Annotated in this window: 14 protein-coding genes, 3 rRNA genes, 1 pseudogene and 1 riboswitch; of the genes and pseudogenes, 7 read left to right on the top strand and 11 right to left on the bottom strand. The window is 41.1% G+C overall.

All coding sequences use genetic code 11. The features are described from left to right. Positions 1-590: 590 nt before the first annotated feature. From rrf to R6U77_RS08280, 6 genes are all read right to left on the bottom strand, one after another. Positions 591-706 (bottom strand): 5S ribosomal RNA (gene rrf / locus R6U77_RS08305). Between the two features lie 68 nt (positions 707-774). Continuing rightward, positions 775-3,702, bottom strand: a 23S ribosomal RNA gene (locus R6U77_RS08300). 377 nt (positions 3,703-4,079) lie between these two features. Then, positions 4,080-5,634: ribosomal RNA gene (locus R6U77_RS08295) — 16S ribosomal RNA — on the bottom strand. Together the 16S, 23S and 5S rRNA genes form the textbook arrangement of a ribosomal RNA operon. 380 nt (positions 5,635-6,014) lie before the next feature. After that, positions 6,015-6,308, bottom strand: coding sequence for a DUF5316 family protein (locus R6U77_RS08290; protein WP_293929774.1), 294 nt, complete (start codon positions 6,306-6,308; stop codon positions 6,015-6,017). A 323-nt stretch (positions 6,309-6,631) separates the two neighbouring features. Beyond that, positions 6,632-7,963, bottom strand: coding sequence for an NCS2 family permease (locus R6U77_RS08285; protein ID WP_293929773.1), 1,332 nt, complete (start codon positions 7,961-7,963; stop codon positions 6,632-6,634). 99 nt (positions 7,964-8,062) lie between these two features. Further along, positions 8,063-8,163, bottom strand: a riboswitch (purine riboswitch). A 122-nt stretch (positions 8,164-8,285) separates the two neighbouring features. Continuing rightward, positions 8,286-9,368, bottom strand: coding sequence for an AraC family transcriptional regulator (locus R6U77_RS08280; protein ID WP_319838119.1), 1,083 nt, complete (start codon positions 9,366-9,368; stop codon positions 8,286-8,288). Between the two features lie 94 nt (positions 9,369-9,462). Between R6U77_RS08280 and R6U77_RS08275 the strand changes: the two genes are divergently transcribed. Beyond that, complete coding sequence (locus tag R6U77_RS08275; RefSeq protein ID WP_319838118.1) at positions 9,463-10,188, top strand: GNAT family N-acetyltransferase; 726 nt, start codon at positions 9,463-9,465, stop codon at positions 10,186-10,188. Positions 10,189-10,286: 98 nt separating this feature from the next. Then, the gene (locus R6U77_RS08270; protein ID WP_319838117.1) at positions 10,287-11,441 is read left to right on the top strand and encodes a pyridoxal-phosphate-dependent aminotransferase family protein; all 1,155 of its coding nucleotides are present in this window, start codon (positions 10,287-10,289) and stop codon (positions 11,439-11,441) included. Positions 11,442-11,467: 26 nt separating this feature from the next. On the opposite strand, the gene R6U77_RS08265 is transcribed toward R6U77_RS08270, so the two are convergent. Further along, a complete protein-coding gene (locus R6U77_RS08265) occupies positions 11,468-12,412 on the bottom strand; it encodes a YwqG family protein (protein WP_319838116.1) in 945 nt (314 codons plus the stop codon). Between the two features lie 69 nt (positions 12,413-12,481). Between R6U77_RS08265 and R6U77_RS08260 the strand changes: the two genes are divergently transcribed. From R6U77_RS08260 to R6U77_RS08245, 4 genes are read left to right on the top strand one after another with little or no spacing between them, the layout of a single operon-like run. Next, entirely contained in the window at positions 12,482-12,736 is a 255-nt protein-coding gene (locus tag R6U77_RS08260; protein ID WP_319838115.1) for a hypothetical protein, read from the top strand. A 5-nt stretch (positions 12,737-12,741) separates the two neighbouring features. Further along, complete coding sequence (locus R6U77_RS08255; RefSeq protein ID WP_319838114.1) at positions 12,742-13,101, top strand: hypothetical protein; 360 nt, start codon at positions 12,742-12,744, stop codon at positions 13,099-13,101. 7 nt (positions 13,102-13,108) lie between these two features. Further along, on the top strand, positions 13,109-13,384 hold the full coding sequence (locus R6U77_RS08250; RefSeq protein ID WP_319838113.1) for a hypothetical protein: 276 nt from the start codon (positions 13,109-13,111) through the stop codon (positions 13,382-13,384). A 13-nt stretch (positions 13,385-13,397) separates the two neighbouring features. After that, positions 13,398-13,844: an ASCH domain-containing protein gene (locus R6U77_RS08245; RefSeq protein ID WP_319838112.1), complete on the top strand. Its 447-nt coding sequence runs from the start codon at positions 13,398-13,400 to the stop codon at positions 13,842-13,844. Between the two features lie 55 nt (positions 13,845-13,899). On the opposite strand, the gene R6U77_RS08240 is transcribed toward R6U77_RS08245, so the two are convergent. Both R6U77_RS08240 and R6U77_RS08235 read right to left on the bottom strand, forming a co-directional pair. Further along, entirely contained in the window at positions 13,900-14,307 is a 408-nt protein-coding gene (locus R6U77_RS08240) for an SMI1/KNR4 family protein (protein WP_319838111.1), read from the bottom strand. A gap of 22 nt (positions 14,308-14,329) precedes the next feature. Continuing rightward, entirely contained in the window at positions 14,330-15,004 is a 675-nt protein-coding gene (locus tag R6U77_RS08235; protein WP_293929764.1) for an MOSC domain-containing protein, read from the bottom strand. Positions 15,005-15,138: 134 nt separating this feature from the next. Here R6U77_RS08235 and R6U77_RS08230 point away from each other — a divergent pair. Beyond that, positions 15,139-15,617 (top strand): annotated as a pseudogene (locus tag R6U77_RS08230) (NUDIX hydrolase). Between the two features lie 41 nt (positions 15,618-15,658). Here R6U77_RS08230 and srtB read toward each other — a convergent pair. Together srtB and R6U77_RS08220 are read right to left on the bottom strand one after the other, a co-directional pair. Continuing rightward, positions 15,659-16,426, bottom strand: coding sequence for a class B sortase (gene srtB / locus R6U77_RS08225; RefSeq protein ID WP_319838110.1), 768 nt, complete (start codon positions 16,424-16,426; stop codon positions 15,659-15,661). 23 nt (positions 16,427-16,449) lie between these two features. Next, positions 16,450-22,857 carry a DUF7601 domain-containing protein gene (locus R6U77_RS08220; protein WP_319838109.1) on the bottom strand — a complete coding sequence of 2,136 codons (6,408 nt, stop codon included), beginning with the start codon at positions 22,855-22,857 and terminating at the stop codon, positions 16,450-16,452. Positions 22,858-22,985 lie beyond the last annotated feature (128 nt).

The raw sequence follows: 22,985 nt of genomic DNA, 5'->3' as shown, positions 1-22,985 counted from the left end.
TTGTGAAGCGATGTCCTACTCTCACAGGGGCACGGTGGATTTCTTCGTTGCCTGCGGCGCTTACGGTGCTCATGTACACAGTACATTCCGCTCCGCACGCCTTGGCGCCTTGAACTCCACCACGCCACTGCACTGCTTCTTTTTTGATTCGCTTCAAGGAAAATACGATTGTTTGCTATCGATACCGCGCCGACCTAACCTTTCGGTCTTTGGTAGTTGGAGATTTCCCATTCTATGCACAAAAAAACCACTGAGTATTCAGTGGTCTCATTGTTGCGAAGCGATGTCCTACTCTCACAGGGGGCACCCCCAACTACCATCGGCACTCTCAGCGCAGCACAGTGGAGTGACGGATTCCTTCGTTGCCCGCGGCGCTTACGGTGCTCATGTACCATGTACATTCCGCTCCGCACGCCTTGGCGCCTTGAACTCCACCGCTCCACTGCACTGCTTCATGTCAGGTTCGCATAAAGGAAAGTGCAATTGTTTGCTATCGATACCGCGCCGACTTGACCTTTCGGTCTTTGATAGTTGGAGATTTCCCATTCTATGCACAAAAAAACCACTGAATATTCAGTGGTCTTATTGTTGCGAAGCGATGTCCTACTCTCACAGGGGGAAACCCCCAACTACCATCGGCGCTAAAGAGCTTAACTTCCGTGTTCGGTATGGGAACGGGTGTGACCTCTTTGCCATCATCACTTCACCGTATTAAATTGGAAAGAAATTATTCTTTCAAAACTGGATAAACGGTCATTGAAACAAGTTTAGAAGTTGGTTAAGTCCTCGATCGATTAGTATTCGTCAGCTCCATGTGTCGCCACACTTCCACCTCGAACCTATCTACCTCATCGTCTTTGAGGGATCTTACTTACTTGCGTAATGGGAAATCTCATCTTGAGGGGGGCTTCATGCTTAGATGCTTTCAGCACTTATCCCGTCCATACATAGCTACCCAGCGATGCCGTTGGCACGACAACTGGTACACCAGCGGTATGTCCATCCCGGTCCTCTCGTACTAAGGACAGCTCCTCTCAAATTTCCTACGCCCACGACGGATAGGGACCGAACTGTCTCACGACGTTCTGAACCCAGCTCGCGTACCGCTTTAATGGGCGAACAGCCCAACCCTTGGGACCGACTACAGCCCCAGGATGCGATGAGCCGACATCGAGGTGCCAAACCTCCCCGTCGATGTGGACTCTTGGGGGAGATAAGCCTGTTATCCCCGGGGTAGCTTTTATCCGTTGAGCGATGGCCCTTCCATGCGGAACCACCGGATCACTAAGCCCGTCTTTCGACCCTGCTCGACTTGTAGGTCTCGCAGTCAAGCTCCCTTGTGCCTTTACACTCTACGAATGATTTCCAACCATTCTGAGGGAACCTTTGGGCGCCTCCGTTACCTTTTAGGAGGCGACCGCCCCAGTCAAACTGTCCGCCTGACACTGTCTCCTGCCCCGCTAAGGGGCATGGGTTAGAATTTCAATACAACCAGGGTAGTATCCCACCGACGCCTCCTTCGAAGCTGGCGCTCCGAGATCTCTGGCTCCTACCTATCCTGTACAAGTTGTACCAAAATTCAATATCAAGCTACAGTAAAGCTCCACGGGGTCTTTCCGTCCTGTCGCGGGTAACCTGCATCTTCACAGGTACTATAATTTCACCGAGTCTCTCGTTGAGACAGTGCCCAGATCGTTACGCCTTTCGTGCGGGTCGGAACTTACCCGACAAGGAATTTCGCTACCTTAGGACCGTTATAGTTACGGCCGCCGTTTACTGGGGCTTCAATTCATAGCTTCGCTTGCGCTAACCACTCCTCTTAACCTTCCAGCACCGGGCAGGCGTCAGCCCCTATACGTCACCTTACGGTTTTGCAGAGACCTGTGTTTTTGCTAAACAGTCGCCTGGGCCTATTCACTGCGGCTCTCATGCGCTTGCACGCTCAAGAGCACCCCTTCTCCCGAAGTTACGGGGTCATTTTGCCGAGTTCCTTAACGAGAGTTCTCTCGCACACCTTAGGATTCTCTCCTCGACTACCTGTGTCGGTTTGCGGTACGGGTACCTCCCACCTCGTTAGAGGCTTTTCTTGGCAGTGTGAGATCAGGAACTTCGTCCATACGGACTCGTCATCACAGCTCAACGTATCAGTGTGCGGATTTGCCTACACACACGCCTTACTGCTTGAACAGAGACAACCAACGCTCTGCTTACCCTACCCTCCTGCGTCCCCCCATTACTCAAACGGTGGGGAGGTAGTACAGGAATATCAACCTGTTGTCCATCGCCTACGCCTGTCGGCCTCGGCTTAGGTCCCGACTAACCCTGAGCGGACGAGCCTTCCTCAGGAAACCTTAGTCATACGGTGGACGGGATTCTCACCCGTCTTTCGCTACTCATACCGGCATTCTCACTTCTAAGCGCTCCACCAGTCCTTCCGGTCTGACTTCAACGCACTTAGAACGCTCTCCTACCACTGACATCGTAGATGTCAATCCACAGCTTCGGTGAATCGTTTAGCCCCGATACATTTTCGGCGCAGTGTCACTCGACCAGTGAGCTATTACGCACTCTTTAAATGATGGCTGCTTCTAAGCCAACATCCTGGTTGTCTAAGCAACGCCACATCCTTTTCCACTTAACGATTACTTTGGGACCTTAGCTGGTGGTCTGGGCTGTTTCCCTCTTGACTACGGATCTTATCACTCGCAGTCTGACTCCCGTGCATAAATATCCGGCATTCGGAGTTTGTCTGAATTCGGTAAAGCGAGATGCCCCCCTAGTCCAAACAGTGCTCTACCTCCGGTATTCTCTATCACGAGGCTAGCCCTAAAGCTATTTCGGAGAGAACCAGCTATCTCCAAGTTCGATTGGAATTTCTCCGCTACCCACAGCTCATCCCCGCACTTTTCAACGTGCGTGGGTTCGGGCCTCCAGTAAGTGTTACCTTACCTTCACCCTGGCCATGGGTAGATCACCTGGTTTCGGGTCTACGACAACGTACTCACTCGCCCTATTCAGACTCGCTTTCGCTGCGGCTCCGCTTTCTCAGCTTAACCTTGCACGTTATCGTAACTCGCCGGTTCATTCTACAAAAGGCACGCTATCACCCATTAACGGGCTCTAACTACTTGTAGGCACACGGTTTCAGGATCTCTTTCACTCCCCTTCCGGGGTGCTTTTCACCTTTCCCTCACGGTACTGGTTCACTATCGGTCACTAGGGAGTATTTAGCCTTGGGAGATGGTCCTCCCGGATTCCGACGGAATTTCACGTGTTCCGCCGTACTCAGGATCCACTCTGGAGGGAATGAACTTTCGATTACAGGGCTTTTACCTGCTCTGGCGGACCTTTCCAAGTCGCTTCATCTACTTCATTCCTTTGTAACTCCGTATAGAGTGTCCTACAACCCCAAAGAGCAAGCTCTTTGGTTTGGGCTTTTCCCGTTTCGCTCGCCGCTACTCAGGGAATCGAATTTTCTTTCTCTTCCTGCAGGTACTTAGATGTTTCAGTTCCCTGCGTCTGTCTTCCATACGCTATGAATTCACGTAAGGATACTATGCCATTAAACATAGTGGGTTTCCCCATTCGGAAATCCCCGGATCAAAGCTTACTTACAGCTCCCCGAGGCATATCGGTGTTAGTGCCGTCCTTCATCGACTCCTAGTGCCAAGGCATCCACCGTGCGCCCTTAATAACTTAACCTACAGCTTTCGATCTACATCGCAATACGGCGTCAACTACTTTCGTTCATTCAGTCACGTACAAAGGTACGCTCCTTCATTCTCTCAAGCAGTTTCCTTGTCTTGCTCGTATCTCGAAACCTTCTTGTTTGCTAGTTACAACTTATTTCAATAAAGAAATAAGATTTAAGAACTTACACGATCAATTACTTGATCTATTTTAAACTTGTTGCTTTCAATGTCGTTTTATCCAGTTTTCAAAGAACAATGGTTTGAAGTATTCATCAAAGGATGAACCTTCAAAACTGAACAGCAAGATTTCCTGTACCAACAGCGTTAGCGAAAGGTACAAGTCGTGAATGGTATCTCCTGTTGGAGATATTCCGAAAATATCCTTAGAAAGGAGGTGATCCAGCCGCACCTTCCGATACGGCTACCTTGTTACGACTTCACCCCAATCATCTATCCCACCTTCGGCGGCTGGCTCCAAAAGGTTACCTCACCGACTTCGGGTGTTACAAACTCTCGTGGTGTGACGGGCGGTGTGTACAAGGCCCGGGAACGTATTCACCGCGGCATGCTGATCCGCGATTACTAGCGATTCCGGCTTCATGTAGGCGAGTTGCAGCCTACAATCCGAACTGAGAACGGTTTTATCGGATTAGCTCCCCCTCGCGGGTTGGCAACCGTTTGTACCGTCCATTGTAGCACGTGTGTAGCCCAGGTCATAAGGGGCATGATGATTTGACGTCATCCCCACCTTCCTCCGGTTTATCACCGGCAGTCACCTTAGAGTGCCCAACTAAATGATGGCAACTAAGATCAAGGGTTGCGCTCGTTGCGGGACTTAACCCAACATCTCACGACACGAGCTGACGACAACCATGCACCACCTGTCACCATTGTCCCCGAAGGGAAAACCATGTCTCCATAGTGGTCAACGGGATGTCAAGACCTGGTAAGGTTCTTCGCGTTGCTTCGAATTAAACCACATGCTCCACCGCTTGTGCGGGCCCCCGTCAATTCCTTTGAGTTTCAGTCTTGCGACCGTACTCCCCAGGCGGAGTGCTTAATGCGTTAGCTGCAGCACTAAGGGGCGGAAACCCCCTAACACTTAGCACTCATCGTTTACGGCGTGGACTACCAGGGTATCTAATCCTGTTTGCTCCCCACGCTTTCGCGCCTCAGCGTCAGTTACAGACCAGAAAGTCGCCTTCGCCACTGGTGTTCCTCCAAATCTCTACGCATTTCACCGCTACACTTGGAATTCCACTTTCCTCTTCTGCACTCAAGTTCCCCAGTTTCCAATGACCCTCCCCGGTTGAGCCGGGGGCTTTCACATCAGACTTAAAGAACCGCCTGCGCGCGCTTTACGCCCAATAATTCCGGACAACGCTTGCCACCTACGTATTACCGCGGCTGCTGGCACGTAGTTAGCCGTGGCTTTCTAATAAGGTACCGTCAAGGTACAGCCAGTTACTACTGTACTTGTTCTTCCCTTACAACAGAGTTTTACGATCCGAAAACCTTCTTCACTCACGCGGCGTTGCTCCATCAGGCTTTCGCCCATTGTGGAAGATTCCCTACTGCTGCCTCCCGTAGGAGTCTGGGCCGTGTCTCAGTCCCAGTGTGGCCGATCACCCTCTCAGGTCGGCTACGCATCGTCGCCTTGGTGAGCCATTACCTCACCAACTAGCTAATGCGCCGCGGGCCCATCCTGTAGCGATAGCAGAACCATCTTTCAACTTTCAAACATGTGTTCAAAAGTATCATTCGGTATTAGCACCGGTTTCCCGGAGTTATCCCCATCTACAAGGTAGGTTGCCCACGTGTTACTCACCCGTCCGCCGCTAGCGTTACTTCGGTGCAAGCACCAAAGTAACGCCCGCTCGACTTGCATGTATTAGGCACGCCGCCAGCGTTCGTCCTGAGCCAGGATCAAACTCTCCATAAAAAGAATTTGAGTTAAGCTCAAATTTTGCATCTGCCGCTTTTGCTTTCGATACAGTAAAACATTTGCTGGCATCTTAATGATGTCCAAAATTGTGTTCCATCTATTAAATGAAACGTTTTATTCATTCACGTCTTGCTTGTTCAGTTTTCAAGGTTCATTTTTATATCTTCACCACTCCTTGTTCAGAAGCGACTTTAATATAATATCATGTAGTAGTTCAAAAAGTCAACTACTTTTTTATTTTTGTTTTGCGATTGTTTCGCAACAACGTTTATTAATATACACCTATAAGACCTTAGATTGCAACCCTTTATTTAAAGAAAAAATATTCAGATTTCACAAAAACGAATCTCTTCCTATTTATATGGAATAAATAAATTTTAAAATATATAATAAAATATAGCTGCGACAATCAAACATGGCAGTGACATAAATAAAAATATTTCTTCATATCTATGGCGCCTATTTTTTTGCTCACTTGATTCTGTAGCTAAATTAGCACGTAAACGATCTCCATTTACGAACACACCCGAAAAGAACATTGTAAGTATTAATAAAATACCACCTATTGTTCCTGCTATTCGAATCACTTTTTGTACATCACCTAAAATAAACGCAATGATAATGGATCCTAAAGCTAGCATAATCCCATAAAGAAAGTACCTTATTTTCATACCTTTTACCTCCACTTTTTACTATAATATACGCAACAATCAGCTTGAGAGTTTCATTTTTAAAAATCCATTACACCAAAATGTAATTGTATCTAAATTTCCCCAAATTCTTAGCTAACCTGTATCATGCAGACCTCCTTTTCAAAATCTATGACATCCACCAGAGGATTAACTTGAATCAACAATTACTTTCAATCAAAGGAGCGATGTTTTTACGCGAAGAATCTTTGTTTAGCTCAGCTAAAAGGCTGCCCGAAAAGTGATATGTAAATACACTTTCTAGGCAGCCTTAACTCAATTATTAAATATTCATTTTACGACTATCAATGGGTTGCTGTTGCAAGATATAGTAAGAAAATTAAACCGAATACATACATAATCGGATGAACGTCTTTTGCACGACCTTTAACAACCATTGTTAATGGGTAGAAAACGAAGCCAATTGCTACGCCTGTTGCGATAGAGAATGTCAATGGCATCATCAGCATTGTAAAGAATGCTGGCACAGCTACTTCGAACTTGCCCCATTCAATTTTCCCTAGCGAAGCTACCATTAATACCCCCACAACAATTAAAGCAGGTGCGGTTACTGCTGGTGTTACAACACTCAATAAAGGTAAAAAGAACAATGATAATAGGAATAATACACCTGTTACGATAGAAGCAAAGCCTGTACGAGCACCTGCTGCAACGCCTGATGAAGACTCTACAAATGATGTAATTGTTGATGTACCAAAAATAGAACCTACAATTGTGGCAATTGAGTCAGAAACTAATGCCCTGCCTGCACGTGGTAGTTTATTATCTTTCACAAAGCCTGCTTGATTTGCAACAGCCATCAATGTACCTGCATTATCAAAGAAATCAACAAATAAGAAAGTTAAAATAACAGACAGCATCGATAATGTGTAAAACTCTGTATCACCAAATGCTGAGAATAATGAACCAAATGTTGGTGCAATAGATGGTGGCATAGCAACAACGCCTGATGGCAAATTAACTAAGCCGAAAATCATTCCTGCCACTGCAGTAATCGCCATTCCTAAAAATACACCTGCTTTTACACCACGAACTAAGAAAATAACTGTAATAATAATACCGAAAATTGCTAATAACACTTTTGGATCTGTTAAATTACCAATGCCTACAAATGTCGCTGGATTCGCTACAACGATTTCTGCATTTTTTAAACCGATAAATGCGATAAATAAACCGATACCTGCACCAACTGCTAATTTTAGCTCCATTGGAATTGCATTAATTAATTTTTCTCGTAAACCTGTTAACGTTAAGATTAAGAAAAATACACCTGACACAAATACTGCTGCTAATGCATGCTGCCAAGGGCTACCATTCGTTAAAATAACTGTATATGCAAAAAATGCATTTAATCCTAAGCCTGGTGCCAGTGCCAATGGATAACGAGCGAAAATCCCCATAATAAATGAGCCGATTGCTGCTGCAACAGCAGTTGCTACGAATACTGCTCCATAATTCATACGAAGTGCTTCTGGTAAGTCAGGCACATCTTGTAGCGTTAACGTCATAGGGTTAACGACTAAAATATAAGCCATTGCTAAAAATGTTGTGAATCCACCAAGAATTTCTCTTTGGTAGTTTGTTCCAAGTTTATCAAACTCGAAATATTTTTTCATTGTGAATTGTTCCTCCGTTAATCGTCTATAATCGTAGGAAATAAAACAAAGACATGCCTTTTAGTGACATGTCTACGAATAAAGTATTTGTATATTACAATACAAATTTGCTTCAATCGTAGTCAAATCATTTACGGTGATTTGGTAGATACTTGCGAGCCTATTCCCGCTATTATACGACGACGTTATTTAATTTACATTCAATAATATATCACCTCACTTTCTGTTTTTCAACTCATTTCCGAACATTTTTTTGTTTTACACAGATAAAGTTCGTAAAAAATATTTTAGAAAATCAAATTACTGTTAAACAAATAACAATCTATCGGGAAATTTTATTTATTATTTCAATATATTGCGTATCCCCTAAGCCATACTGTGGAAATACCTTTAGCAAGTTTCGTACTAATTCCTCTGTCACCATTTGTTTGTGTGCATCAATATACTTCGTTATATCATTCGCTTCCTTTTGCAGCTCCAAATATAATTTAATTCCTTGGTACATCACAGGCATCACCTTCTCATTTGGCATGCGTTTTTCAATTAACACCGCTTTGTATAAAGCCTGATAAATTCCTAATGGTAGTATCGTTTCATTCACATCATATGTCTGCTCCTGCACGGCGTAATAATAAATTACACCTTCATAGTTTATTTGCTCCAAATAAGCAAGCATCGTTAATAGGTTCATTTGACAAAACATATCTTCACCAAACCATAGTACAATACAGTCATATTTTTTAGAAAACAGCGTATTTTTTAAAGGCGCTAATGTAATAGCTTCATAATCGTGAAGTGCCACCTTATGCCCTTGTGCCCTCATTTCATTAAACGTATCCTCGAAAATTGGGAAAGTCGTTTCATGAACACACATCGCTTCATTAAATGGTGCATAATCACTTGCCCCCATTAACTGTTGTTCCTTGAATTTTTTAAACATATCCTCCCCATTTAAAATATTTAATATGCTTGTATCAAATTGCTCCTTCAGCCCATACTGCAAATCTTCAATTCGTAATTTTTTTGAAATATCCATTATATACATCTCCTCTGTTCTGATTGCGAGTTTTACATATGATTGTAATGGCATCGGTTTTTGACGGTAACTATTTGGACTAACACCGAATATTTCTTTAAAGGCTCTTGTATACGACTCCTGCGTAGAATATCCGTGATTTAATGCAATATCTAATATTCTTTCCTCCGTATCCCTTAAAGCAATCGAAGAAAGATAAATTCTTCTTAATGCCATATAACGCTTTAAGCTTATCCCTGTTATTTGATGGAATTTAAACGAGCAATAATAAGGGGAATACCCCATTTTTCCGCTCATTTCAAGTAACGAAAAGCCTTCAAATAAATGGTCTTCTGTCCAATCAATCATCCTTTGTACGACATCCTTCATCCATATATCACCTCTTATTTTTATTTTAATGCTGCTTGAAAATATTGTTTTGACAGCTGTTGTGCTTTACAGTATTTAAAAAGGAGGAAGAGTAATGACTTTATTTTCACAAACAATTATAGACTTTTGGGATAGCTCATTTAATGGTGAAATTTTTTATAATGATGATTATTTTTGTTGCATTATTAACCCACATTTAAAGGAAAGTCGCCGTCTTATGGTGCTAACAACAGCAAATGGTAAAGTTTCCGTTGTTATGACACCTACTATCGCAACTAAGCTACAGCTTGTAAAGGAACAGCCTATATCTGAAGAAATCTTCCGGAATAAATTGGAGGAAATAGGAATCCTATTGCATAGTGCAGATCACATTTTTTATTTTACGGAAAAAGAAAAGGAGAAAGTGTGCACAGAAACTGCTACTAAAAATATACGTCAACTAACAGAACAGGATGTAGAAGTATTTTCAGAATTTGAAAATTCAGCATCAGAGCAAGATTTAGATGATGCTTATGTGGAATTAGACCATTGGGCTGTGTTCGGCTCCTTTGCAGAAGAGCGCTTAGCATGTGCCTCTAGCATGTACCCTTGGTCAGACAACACAAAGCTTGCTGATTTAGGGGTTTTAACCCTATCACAGTTTCGTGGACAGGGACATGCTCGCAAAGTAGTACGTGCGATTAGCCAATATGCTTATGAAAAAGGCTATGAGCCACAATATCGATGTCAGCTAGATAATACAGCATCCATTTCTCTAGCAAAGGCATGTGAATTGACATTGTTTGGTCAATGGGAGGTTATTTCACCCGATTCACCGTAATAATTGATGACTTGAAGCGAAATGCTGTCAATCTCTTGAAATATTTCTTATGATAATAGATAGTTGGAAAATTCAGTTTTTATAAGGAGAGAAGCATTATGTATGAAAATATTTTACGTCATCCAGGACCAACACCAATTCCAAAACGTGTTGACCTTGCAATGAGTAAAAACATTATAAGTCATCGTACACCTGAATTTATTGAACTATACAATGAAACAGTGGAATTAGCGAAGCCTATATTCGGTACGACAGAGAATATTCTTTTTTTACCATCAGGGGGCACAGCAGCACTTGAAGCAGCCGCAATCAATACTGTTTCTGCTGGGGAAGATGTTGTCATAATTACAGTAGGGGCATTTGGTGATTATTTCGTCAATATTTGTGAGCAACATAGCTTCCGAGTACACAAGCTAGAGAAGCCTTGGGGCGAGGCATGTACAGCGCAGGAGTTAAGCGAATTTTTACAAGACTTACCCTCGATAAAAGCCGTTTTTATAACATATAACGAAACATCTACAGGCATTTTAAATCCAATCGAGGAATTAGCAAAAGTTGTACATGAAAAAACAGATGCCCTTGTTATCGTTGATGGAGTTAGCTGCATCGGTGGTGTCGCTCCGAAAATGGATGAATGGGGTATTGATATTTTAGTAACTGGCTCACAAAAGGCTTTAATGTTACCCCCTGGTTTAGCACTTGTTGCTGTTAACAAGCGGGCTTGGAAAGTTATAGAAGCGAACCAGACACAAAGCTATTATTTAAATTTATTAAGCTATAAAAATTGGGCTGAAAAGGGCATGACACCAAACACTCCTGCCATTATGCTACTATACGGCTTAAATGAAGCTTGTAAGCTAATTAATGAGGAGGGTGGTATTGAGCAAACCGCGAAACGCCATGTGGTAATGAGAAATATGGTGCGTGCTGCGATGACTGCATTAAATATTGGATTACTAACAGAGGATGCGTATGCTTCACCAACAGTTACTGCTATTAAAGTGCCTAAAGGTATCGTGCTAGCTGATTTTGTTGCACATTTAAAAGCAAAATACCATCTAGACTTCGCAGGTGGACTTGGCTCATTACAAGGAGAAATCTTCCGCTTTGGCCATATGGGCTACTGTTTCCCAAGCGATGTATTGCAGGCTGTTTCATTAATGGAAGCTGCCCTACAAGATTTCAACTATGATTTCACAGCAGGTGCAGGTATCCTTGCTGCACAAAAGGTATTTTTAGAAAGTACAAAATAAAAGAGGCGCCTAAAAAGCGCCTCCCTTTAACTTGTCGCTAAATTTAGATATATATTGTCAAAGCGACCTTCTTTTAAATCTTCAATATCAATTAAAAATTCTAAGTACCCTGCGTCCCACCAGCACATATTCACTTCATTTAACGATGATAAAGAGAATAATATTTGCCAATTTCTCGCAGCTTGCTCATGCTGCGCTTCACATTCTTTATATTGTCGTAGAAGCGGTATGACTACTTTTTCAAGGTGATCAGCATATTGATTACGTCCATCTGTCAATGCTTGTTGTGCTTCCCCCTCTAATCGTTCTGGTATCTTATACGTATTAAACAATAATGCCTCCAGTCCATTACGACATAAATAAGCATCAAGCTGTGTCTCCCCTGCCCATGATTGCAATCCCCCAGCAAGCGCATCGCTGACATCACATACTTCTGTATAAAGCTCTTCATACTCTGCACACAAAACATCTGAATCCTCACCTAAATCAGGCAATGATAAATGTGGTTGCCATGTCACTTGATGTGAAATAAACTCTCGCTCATCCGCATTGACTTCTTCTACCCCTTCCGGTAAATCAGTTAATGCTAAATTCGTTAAATCACCATTATAATAAATGACTTTATGATCAATATTATAGGCTGGCTCGTCCAAGCCTATAAAAAAATACAGCATTCCCGTTGACGGCCAATCCTCTGAAGGTAAAAATGGCAGCTCATTTAAATTAATTTGGGCTAAGAAAGTGTATGCTTCTTCCTCTTGCGTGCAGGGCCATTCGATAGAGGGTGGTAAGTCTGGTTGTCCCGCTATGCGACTGTTTCCCACCTCTTCATATGTTTCTTCACCTACAAGCTCAAAACGGAATGCTACTTTCGCATGCTCTAAAAATAAGCTCGTTAACTCTTGATTTTGTGCAACGCCATATTTAGTTAATACATCTACAATCGCTTGTTTACGCCAATCCTCTCGCATCTTCCCCTGCCCCCTTTGTTTTTTTTCAGTTTACCATATATGATAAAGTTAACGAAAAGGAGGCTTTAATTGATGAAAGAAATCGCCGAAATTTTCAGCTTACCATTTGAGGATATACAGGAAATTGCTTATGAAATAGTAGAACCAATGTATGACCATGTAGGACAATGTATTTTTGAAGGTGCAGCTTATTTTGTTGCATATACAACCTATGGCGCAAGAATCGAAATAGCTGAAGTGGATAGCCGTTTTTTTATAATTAAGGAGTTTCTTGAAATTGATCTCCCTCTAAATGAAAACAAAACGCTTTATATAAGGAGCTGACGCATATGAGCAATGTGCAAATCAAAATTGACAATGATGCAAATATACTCAAATACATTACCCTTATCCGCAAGTTTAATAGCGCACTACCGATTCAAACAATTAAAAATAATATCAAAAATGGACACTATGTTGTTAGTCACGATTTATATGCTTACAATGTTGTAGATGAGCTACTAGAAATTGACCACACTGCCCGTTTTAGACAGCTCCTAGCAGATTTAAAGGCAGCAGAGGCAACACTTCATATTTATTGTGATGATGAGTTAATTACATTACAATATTTAGATAATCTAATAGTATCAATGCATGAAACTGACAAAGCATTACAGCAGGAAATGGATCGATTTTTAGGAGAGGAGTGACATAACTATGTTCAAGATGGTTGTCATCGGTATGTTTATTGGAACGGCTCGCATTTTTCTTCAGCGTAAACAATTAGCTAAAATACCACAAACTATGCTTGTATACATAATTGGTATGGGGGCAATATTTGGTCTTTGCTCAACTGCTATCGACTGGGTACAGTCATTCCCTATCCATGAAATTTTACAAATACCCATTTTCTTATGCTTTGTTGCCATCATTTATTTAACGATTCATATGCTTATGATATTTGCATTACCTAATAATTTGATAGAAGATTAGAGGAGTATGATTTATGAACAAAATACAGCTTTTTTGGGAAGCATTTTGCCAAGAAAAAAATTTGCAAAATATTGTCTACACGGATGCATTTCAATTTGGTGTAGAGGCTGATTGGTTAGCTGATTTAGTCTGCCAAGGTAAGAAAACAGCTACCACTTCAGGACATGTTTTTTACGAGCTTGAAAATGAAGCATTGCCACAAGTAGGTGAATATTCAATTGTTTTAAATAGTCATGATGAACCTGTCGCCATCATTGAAATACAATCTGTTGAAGTGGTGCCTATGAACGAAGTAACAGAGGATTTTGCTTTGGCAGAAGGTGAAGGAGATTATCAATATTGGTGGGATGCCCATGTTCGCTTCTTTACATCGCAGTTAAAGGCATATGACCTAAAATTTACACCTGATATGCTTGTCGTTTGCGAGCGCTTTAAAAAGGTTTATTCCACAAGTAGTTAAACAAGACTGTTAGAAAATATAGATATCATCATATTTTTCTAACAGTCTTTCTAAATTATTCATTTCTCCATGGGTCTCCCTCATCACTATTTAGCCATGACAGAAAATGGTCTGTTACATCACTTTCTACAGGGATACCATATCCATCACTTACTAATTGGAAATGAACGACATCTTCCTCCGCCTTCATTAAAAGATGGTAGCCACCATGATCATTTCCAATCGAAACATAACCTGGGGCATAAGCTTGCACTTCATATGTTTTATTCATTTCGATTAATTCACCCGTTGTATATAGCTTAACTAAATTGCCAAGCACTCCATTTGAGAGAAACAAAAGCTCTTTATATACTTTTGGGAGAACGATTTGTAGCTCTTTTTCAACCTGCTGAATTTCTTCTACTGTTGCTGGCTTATACCATTCCATAATCCACTTTTTAGAATAAAGCACATCTCTAATCATTTATTCCTCCAAAATATATTGATTAACTTTTTCCAACTGCGCGACTTTGCAACACTTGAATTCTTTTCTCCAATTTTTGTTTCCACTCATCTGCAAGTGCTTCTACGGCTAAAATACGCTGCATTGCATCTGCATCTTTATTTTGGAAATACACTTCATTGCAATACAATACAGAAATGCCTGCAGAGTCTTTTTCGATTAGTTCAATTGGCGAATCTGCATAAATCGTTCCTTCCTCTAACACTCGCCCAAGGTATCCTGTATAACCAGTTTCAATCAAACGTTTCAATAATGTAGTCGCCTCTGTGTATTTATCAATCGTGCTACATGGAACACGTCCTTGTGTAATTTGAATGACTGCATCACCAATTTTGTAAATATCGCCAATATAAACATCTGCCTCTAGCATATTTGTTACGGTTAAATTTTCACCAAAGGCTGCTGTTGGCAATGTTTTCCCTAGCTCCTGCTGCCATTGTGCATAATGCTCCAAAGGATATAAACAGATAGCGCGATCAGGTCCACCATGATGTTTTTTATCTGCTACATCGTCCCCCTCAAATCCACGACTTGCTAAATAAACATTTGGTACTTGTTGTTTTGCAATCCCTGTAACCATGGAACGCCCATCACCATAACGCAATTCTTTTGGCATACCGATAGCAAGTGTATAAATTGTTGCTCTATTCTTTTCCAATATAATCCCCCATTCCCTCATCCTTTTCCTATTTCTTCAGTTTACTATATGTAAGACTTGACCAGCAATCTTGTACTAGTCTATTTGCTAATAAATGAGATAATATTTAGTTATTAAGAGCAATGGAGGTCAATATGAACTATATTAAATACATACGTCAATATGTTGGAACAAAGCCAATTATTGCGCCGGGCTCAGCTATTATTGTATTAAATGAGCACAAAGAAATTCTATTACAATTACGCTCAGATACAAATGATTGGGGACTTCCAGGTGGTGGAATGGAAATGGGCGACAGCTTTGAAGAAACTGCACAGAAGGAATTATTTGAGGAAACAGGACTAATCGCACAAGAAATGAAATTGATTGGCCTAGCCTCCGGAAAAGAGCTCTACTATCATTTCCCACATGGCGACGAAATTTATAATGCAACCGCTATTTTTGAGGCTACTATTGTTACTGGTACTCTCAAAAAAAATGAAGAAAGCAGTGATTTGCAATACTTTTCTCTAAATCAATTACCAACTCTAAAACTCTAAATACAACAACAGTAAAATTGCTTGAGAAGGCTCATGATTACCTTGCAAAGAAAAAATACCAAGACCTTGTATAATCAATGCCTTGGTATTTTTATTAAATTCATGACTTTTTCCATTATCTATACTTCCGAGCCACTACCGCTAATCGACCATTTTCGGTTGAATACTCGCACGTGGAAAGTATAATCAGCTTATCTCCATATTGTGCTGTCACACCTGTATCATAAAGTGCCTGCTGCTTAATATTTCGGATATACAAGTCAAATTCATCAGATGTTTTGATTCCCTCAATATGATAATATTTAAAAACATCCTCTGTTTGGGTATATACCTTCGACAAAATGACCGCTACAATTTCATATTCCTCTTGCTCATAAAGCGTGCTAAATTGAAATGTCGCATGCTCCTTATAAAAGCGCTCTTTTTTGTACTTTTCTAAGTCGGCAAACATTGAGCCACTCTTCATATGATGCCCATGAATAAGCAAAATATTAGAATCTACTATATCGCTATATTCATCTAAAAAAGGAAGCCCGTTGATGTTTTCCTTTTGATCAAAATCATGCTTCAAATAGTAGTGCGGGTCCTGCTTACTTTGCATAATCGGATAATCAATACGTGTTCCATCTATTTTCAGCCACCCTATAATATCTGAATTTCGCTGATAAAGCTTCTGAAATTCAGGAAGCATCGTTGGTGTTTGTAGCTCTTGCTTAGCAAGCTTTTCCTCACCTTTAGGTATTGCTTGGTAGCGTATTGCTGCTAATTCTTTTATTTGCTGATTATCAGCATAATTTTGCAAATAGGTTTTTGCAAGAACTGCTAAAGAATAAATAAGTACAACAGTAAAAAAGACGATAAGAAGTTTTCTTATTTTACTCACTATCTTACCGCCTTTCTCTGTTACTAAATGTGTTTTTTCTTTCTGTTGCTAAGCAATAGCAAGCCTAACATGATTGAAGACATTAATGCCAACGCCATATAGAATAGCGGTGATAGGCTATCATCACCTGTTTTTGGTACATTGTCTAGCTTATTTTCTTGCTTCGCTTCATTATTTTTCTGTGGCTGATTATTCTCTTGTTGCTCATTTGCTTCAGGTTGTTCTACAGATTCTTCTGTCGTTTCTCCTGAACCTGGGTTGCTTTCAGGTTGTTCTGTAATTTCTTCTGTATCTGGATTACCCTCAGGTTCTTCTGTCATTTCTTCTGAATCTGGATTACCTTCAGGTTGTTCTGATGTTTCTTCTACATCTGGTTTACTTGGGTTTGTTCCCGGATTTGGATTACTTCCAGGGTTGCCTGGGTTTGTTCCCGGGTTTGGATTCCCTCCTGGATTGCCCGGATTTGTTCCTGGATCTGGATTACCTCCTGGATTACCGCCTGAGCTAATTGGCTTCATCGGTACATCATGTCGAACAATATCCCATTCAACAGAAATCGTTGGGCTTGTATATGTTTCATAGCCTTCTTTTGTTACAACTAAATAGTAATCTGCTTCTGGGAATACCATGTAAGCATAGAAACCATATAGGTCACTTAATTGCTCTGGGCTTGCGTTATCGTTTGGTGCAAAGCCTGGAATAGCTGGTAATACAACCTTTGTGCCTGGTACAATACCTTTGGCACGATTTCTCGGTGTATCTGCATAGTAAAGCGTTACTGTCGCACCTTCGATTTTCTTACCTGTGTTTGCGTCACCTGTCGTTTCATCATACACAGTACCATAAGGATCGACTAGTTCTTCTGAGATGTTCAGCTCGCCATTTGCTGTTAGGTTTAATGCTTTATCTTTAAATAATGTTAACTCCTTGCCTGGCTCAAACTCATAGCGTACTTCCATCAGATAAGTACCTGTCGTTAAGCCTTCAGCTAAGAATGTACCATTGTCTTCTACTGGGAATGCTTTTGGCACGCCATTTTCTGATACGTAGTTGCCAGACGCATCCTTCAAGTAAATATGCAGCTTGCCTGCAAATGCTTCATTTAGTAGAGATTTGTTGCCATTTGGTTGTTGCAATAACACAATACCTACTGCTGTAATTTCTGCTGGAATCAAATTTCCTTCCACTGGTGCTGCATCTTTATCTTCAATAAATGCTTTTTGTGTGAATGGAATGGATGTTGGCACACCATTAATCATAATCGTACGGTTGTAAGTAATCGTATACTCCTCATCTCGTTGTACAAGATGGTAGTAACGTCCCTCCTCATCCGTTTTAATAACTGTAACCTCACCTGTTTTCACATTCTTCACTTGGATTTCTGCGTCAGGAATAACTAGTCCTGTTTCATTATCACGTAACACACCTGTTAATGCTGCTGGCATTGTAATCACTTTTGCTGTCGCATCATCCTCGTTATAAGGCTGTCCAGAAGGACTTGTCGCCTTCGTTGTGGCTACAACATCATGCTCTTTCGGTGTTTCCTCCGTCAATTTTGGAGGCTGATACGTAATTGTTGCTTTGCCATTTTCATCTGTGATAGCTTTACCCACTTCCACACCATCTACGATAAAGGTAATTTCCTCACCTTCTACTGGACGCCCGTCTTCCCCTGTTAGCGTTGCTGTTAAATCAACAGGAACCTCTCCATTTCCACGTACCTTCTGTTCTTTTGGTTCTAAAGCAAGTGTACCTGGAAGGTAACGAGCATTTTCAAATGGTGCTTCCGCGATTGTGCCCACTTCAATTGTTCCTGTATACTCACGGCTTGTTGGATTTGTTGTGTAGTATTCGCTTGTATAATCCTCTTCTGTTACTACATAACCTGTATCCTTAATTATGCCTTCAATTGTGATTTTTTCACCATGCTTCAGCGTGAATGTATCACCTGATTCAATAGTCCCTGTTGTGCCATCAGATTTTGTATAGTTATACGTTCTATTTGCACCTAGTCCAGTGAAAATCACTTTGTATTCAAACTCTTTATTGGCATCACTGCCATTACCCATTACAGTATTGCTTACAACTAAACTGCCTGGTGCATCCTTATGGTTCACAAATTTCGCTTCTGCTGTTGTTGATTCTTCAATTGGACCTGTAAATGTCAAGCTACTTGGCTCTGTTGTATAATCTTCATTTGCATAATCTGTTTGCTCGACTGTGTAAGTCAGCCCTACAGGTAAGTTATTAATTGTAGCTGACTGACCATGCTTCAATAGGATTTTATCACCTGATTTAATTGTGCCTGTTGTTCCGTCAGGCTTTGTATATTCATAGGATTCACTTGCACCTGTGTCAGCGAAATTTATTGTATATTCAAAGTCTTTACTTTGATCGCCTGCACCTGTCACCGTATTATCAATAAATAAATTGCCTGAGACAATGCGGTTATTGACAAATGCTAGCTCTTTTGTTTTATCTTTTTCAATTACGCCTGAATAAATAAATGTATTTGGTGATGTTGTGTAGCCATCATCTGTGTAGCTTTGTTGTGTTACTGTGTAAGAAAGACCTTCAAGTAATAAGGGGAATGTGATTTCCTCACCATGTTTCAGAATGATAGAATCGCCACTTTTTAAAGTAGCTTTTGCCCCATCTTTAATATATTCATATTCCACACTCTCGCCTTCCCCATTAAAGACAATTGTGTAGTTAAAGTCTTTGTTTTGGTCTCCACCATTGCCTGTTACAGTGTTGTCGATTTTTAATTTACCTGCGGCAGGAGTTGGTACAATTAGTGGGTCATCAGAAGTTACTTTTACCCCATCTACCCAAACCGGTTTTCCTGGTGTATTTCCTACGTATACTTGATAAACTTTTGTATTTGGTAGGTAAGTGTCCTTATCATAACAAGTTTCTACCAATTCGTAGTACCCCGGATCAGGGAACAACAAATTACGTTTTCCATCGCTGGTTGTTTTTCCTTCTGCAACCTTCGTTCCATCGCTCTTCTGATACAACTCAAAGCATACATCACCAAGTGGATTACCGTCTGGATCTACCTTGATTAGTGATAATAATGCATTGGAAGTGGAGCTACCTGCTACATCCGAACTGTCTAGTGTAGTTTCGCTTTTTACACTAACAGTTTGCAAATTATCATCGCCCACTAACCTTACTTCATTCCCCATTTTGTCTCCTGCTTTTGGTTCTTGGGCTTTATCAACCTCTGTTTGATACACAAATTGATAAATTTTATTTGGGTCACTCAAGTGAAACTCAATAACTGTAGTGCCCCCTGCTCCTGGTGCAACCTCTACTTGAACTTCAGCGTTCGGTGCACTAAGATCTAATGCTGCACCCTCTCGCTCTAAAGCACCGCTCGCTGTCAGCTTAGCAGGATATACTGACATACTAGGTGCAGTCAATATCGGGTTGCCACTTTCATCATAACGTAGCTTCATACCTGCACCTATAGTATCTTGCAAGTAAACACCTTGTGCCAGATTGAATGGTGGTGTATAATCCACTGTCCATTCTAGTACACCTGGGAACGGCTTATTAACTGATTTACTTAGGGCTCGAACGGGTACGATAACCTTACGTTGCTCAGTTACAACTTTTTCTTCTGCCCCCCATGTCATATGAAGGTCTGCTTTATTATAAACTACCTGTTTATCAGTACCACTAGTCACATATTCGTCCAAGTATTGTTCTAATGCTGTGTTAGTTGGTCTTGCTTTCACTAAAATAACATAAGGGCTTTCAAACTTAGAGAAAGTGAATGTTCCTACTTCTCCATTGCGCTCAAAGTTTGTGACAACATGAGCAGCAGTACCTAAGCCGATAAGCTCTTGTGCAGTATTTAAAATCCCAAACCCTGTTCCACTATAATTGGTTGAAGAGCCTTTATAAAGCTCATAATATTGTCCATTTTCGAACGGAACAAATTCCCATCCTTCTGGTAAAGTATCTACTAACTTGATATTGCTAACAACGCGATTGCCACCGTCTTTTGCCAATTCCTCTGTGTTATATCCTGGCATATTGAAACTTAAACGGAAAGTAACGGTCTTCGTTGTTCTGTCATATGCAGCTAAAGTATATTCATCAGTATTCGATACAGCATTATAACCAAGATAACGATGAATATTATTTGGAATAAACCATGAATCAGTAACGCCTGCTGCATTAACAGGATAAGATGCTGTGAGCATATCCTTATTCAGCATACGCACATGCAGATTCACCGTATTCTCTGCCGTTTTTACCGTTTCACCATCAAATAATAAGGCGCGATTCCGTTTTGTTTTCTCTATATTAATATCCTGTCTAAAGAGGTTATCTGGCTTTGTTTCAAGTGCTCGGAAACTGAAGGACGCATTCTGATCTGTAGTATAGCCTGTCACTTTAATTAAATCTGCTACTACTTCACCATTCACTGTCAACGGAATAGCCTTCACATTTAGACCATTTGCACTACTAAGACTTCCTTGATGATATTGCTTCCAAAGCTGTGCAACTGTAATATTGGCTTTTATTTTTGCAATTGTCGCTGCATCCACCTCATTCGTTGCATCCACAGCATGGTCTAAAACACCTAAATCTCCACCACGCACAAGCACATCATATACTACCGCATCTGGTAATGCATATTGCGGGGCTAGATTGACTGTCCATGTCACGCCCCCAAGATTGAAATCCTCCTGTGAAACAGCGCCGCTTTTTGTAAATGTATGTGCACCGACAATAACGGTTGCCTCATCAGTTACTGCGACAGGTCTTACACCATTCGTCACATCGTTGTTCTGAACACCATTTGGTGTATCCAAATTCCAGTTGGCACGTGGATCAATCCTGAAATTAGAACCATTTTTCACCCTACTCTGTATCACTAGCTGCACCCTACCATCAATATCTCCAAAGGAATAAACATCATTCGCATCTGGTGTAATTGATGTTGCAGTAGATGCAACACCATCTACCCATGTTTGCCATGTAGCTGATTTGAATTCCAGCCCATCAGGTAATACATTTGTAATGGTAAAATCCTTTAAGCCTTTTTTGTTATAACGGCTGTTGACATTGATTGTCCATGTGATGGTTTCACTAGAATGGTCATATGAGGCAACAGCTTGAATCCAGTCTGGCGCAAAGGCAATCTCTCTAGTTGCATCTACTATTTTAGTTCCATCTTGTTGTAGTTCTGCTCTTCCCAGCATAACACGGTGCGTACGCCCTAGATTACCTGGGGGGTTTCTATATTCATAATAGTAGCCTTCTTTCGGAATCCATACTTTATACTCCACCTTTGGATTCTCGCCTGTCCCTGTTGGGAAGATATAACTTAATACATCTCCATTAATAGTTGGCGTTACCTCTATGTTATTCACTTTAAATGAACCTGGTACATAAATACCTTTAACACCATAACTCTGAGGTACATTATTTGCATTATTTGCATAAGTCGCTAAATCTGTATAAAACGTCTTCCCATCCAACGGAAGTTGGATTGTCTTATCAAACTTGTCGGAGGCAGATACTATTGATTCCCAAGTAACAATTCCCTCAACAAATTGCGAGGGTTGAAGTCCTCGATAAGCGTACTGATCCCATTGAATCATCCCAGGTGAACTTATTGTCATGCTATAATCTGGTGTAACATCTGGATTTACTAACTGATAAGTTGTACCAAAGATATCAATTGGCTTGCTCTCACCATACCCTACTCCTTCGACATCCGAGTTAGCAGTCGTTTCAAAGCTGAAAATAATATTTCGTCCAACACCATTGAAAAAGCCATCATCACCATCAAATACAATTCTGATGCTATTTGGCGTGAATTGTACTGTCCCTAGCTTTTTCGGACCTGATTCAGTCTGTGCATTTAAGATTTTATTAGTTGTTGGTAACACCACTTCTTTGAAGTAGTCCTCTCTTTTCAACTCAATCCAGTCACCCTTTTGAATGTATTTTTCAGGATCTGCATTCGTTGGATTTGGGTCGTCACCATTTACTGGTACTGTGAGCCCTTCTGATTTAAGTATAAATGACTGCCTACCCTGAATATCTCCTCCAGGTGCAATTTCAGCAAGGGGACTTCCCTGTTCCACCTTCAATGGAAAAGGTATATTTGCTGCCATAAACACCGCTGTTTTATCAGCAGGCCCCATTGTCATTGGCATAACAATTTTTGCTGTATCTGGTGTGATTGTTTGACCAGCCTCTTTGTCCATTGTCTTATCCACATTGATTGATTCATCTTCGCCATCTATTACCTCATTAGTAACAGCTGATGCATCTTCTACATTTCCTTCTGCAGTGTTTATCCCGCTTTCTGCATACGTAGGAATAGCAAATGTCAATGTTTGCAAAATAAGCATTACTGTCAGCCAAAATGACAACAGTGATATACCACGTTTTCGTTTCATTACTAGAGCCTCCTCCTTTTCTGTATAGTTCTTATCGACTATGGCATATGCTATATCCTTTCTTTCAAAAGATGATTAGATATGCGTCGACAATTTTCGCCTAGTGCATACCTAGACGGATATAATCA

Origin of the sequence: Lysinibacillus louembei (assembly GCF_033880585.1) — a bacterium.
Lineage (GTDB): Bacteria > Bacillota > Bacilli > Bacillales_A > Planococcaceae > Metasolibacillus > Metasolibacillus louembei.
The sequence above is the reverse complement of the archived record's forward strand: the minus strand, read 5'-3'. Positions and strand labels throughout refer to the sequence as shown.

Bases quoted from the DNA above. Each gene is read 5' to 3' on its own strand.
- R6U77_RS08290 (WP_293929774.1), bottom strand. From the start codon at position 6,308: ATGAAAATAAGGTACTTTCTTTATGGGATTATGCTAGCTTTAGGATCC.
- R6U77_RS08285 (WP_293929773.1), bottom strand. From the start codon at position 7,963: ATGAAAAAATATTTCGAGTTTGATAAACTTGGAACAAACTACCAAAGA.
- R6U77_RS08280 (WP_319838119.1), bottom strand. From the start codon at position 9,368: ATGAAGGATGTCGTACAAAGGATGATTGATTGGACAGAAGACCATTTA.
- R6U77_RS08275 (WP_319838118.1), top strand. From the start codon at position 9,463: ATGACTTTATTTTCACAAACAATTATAGACTTTTGGGATAGCTCATTT.
- R6U77_RS08270 (WP_319838117.1), top strand. From the start codon at position 10,287: ATGTATGAAAATATTTTACGTCATCCAGGACCAACACCAATTCCAAAA.
- R6U77_RS08265 (WP_319838116.1), bottom strand. From the start codon at position 12,412: ATGCGAGAGGATTGGCGTAAACAAGCGATTGTAGATGTATTAACTAAA.
- R6U77_RS08255 (WP_319838114.1), top strand. From the start codon at position 12,742: ATGAGCAATGTGCAAATCAAAATTGACAATGATGCAAATATACTCAAA.
- R6U77_RS08250 (WP_319838113.1), top strand. From the start codon at position 13,109: ATGTTCAAGATGGTTGTCATCGGTATGTTTATTGGAACGGCTCGCATT.
- R6U77_RS08245 (WP_319838112.1), top strand. From the start codon at position 13,398: ATGAACAAAATACAGCTTTTTTGGGAAGCATTTTGCCAAGAAAAAAAT.
- R6U77_RS08240 (WP_319838111.1), bottom strand. From the start codon at position 14,307: ATGATTAGAGATGTGCTTTATTCTAAAAAGTGGATTATGGAATGGTAT.
- R6U77_RS08220 (WP_319838109.1), bottom strand. From the start codon at position 22,857: ATGAAACGAAAACGTGGTATATCACTGTTGTCATTTTGGCTGACAGTA.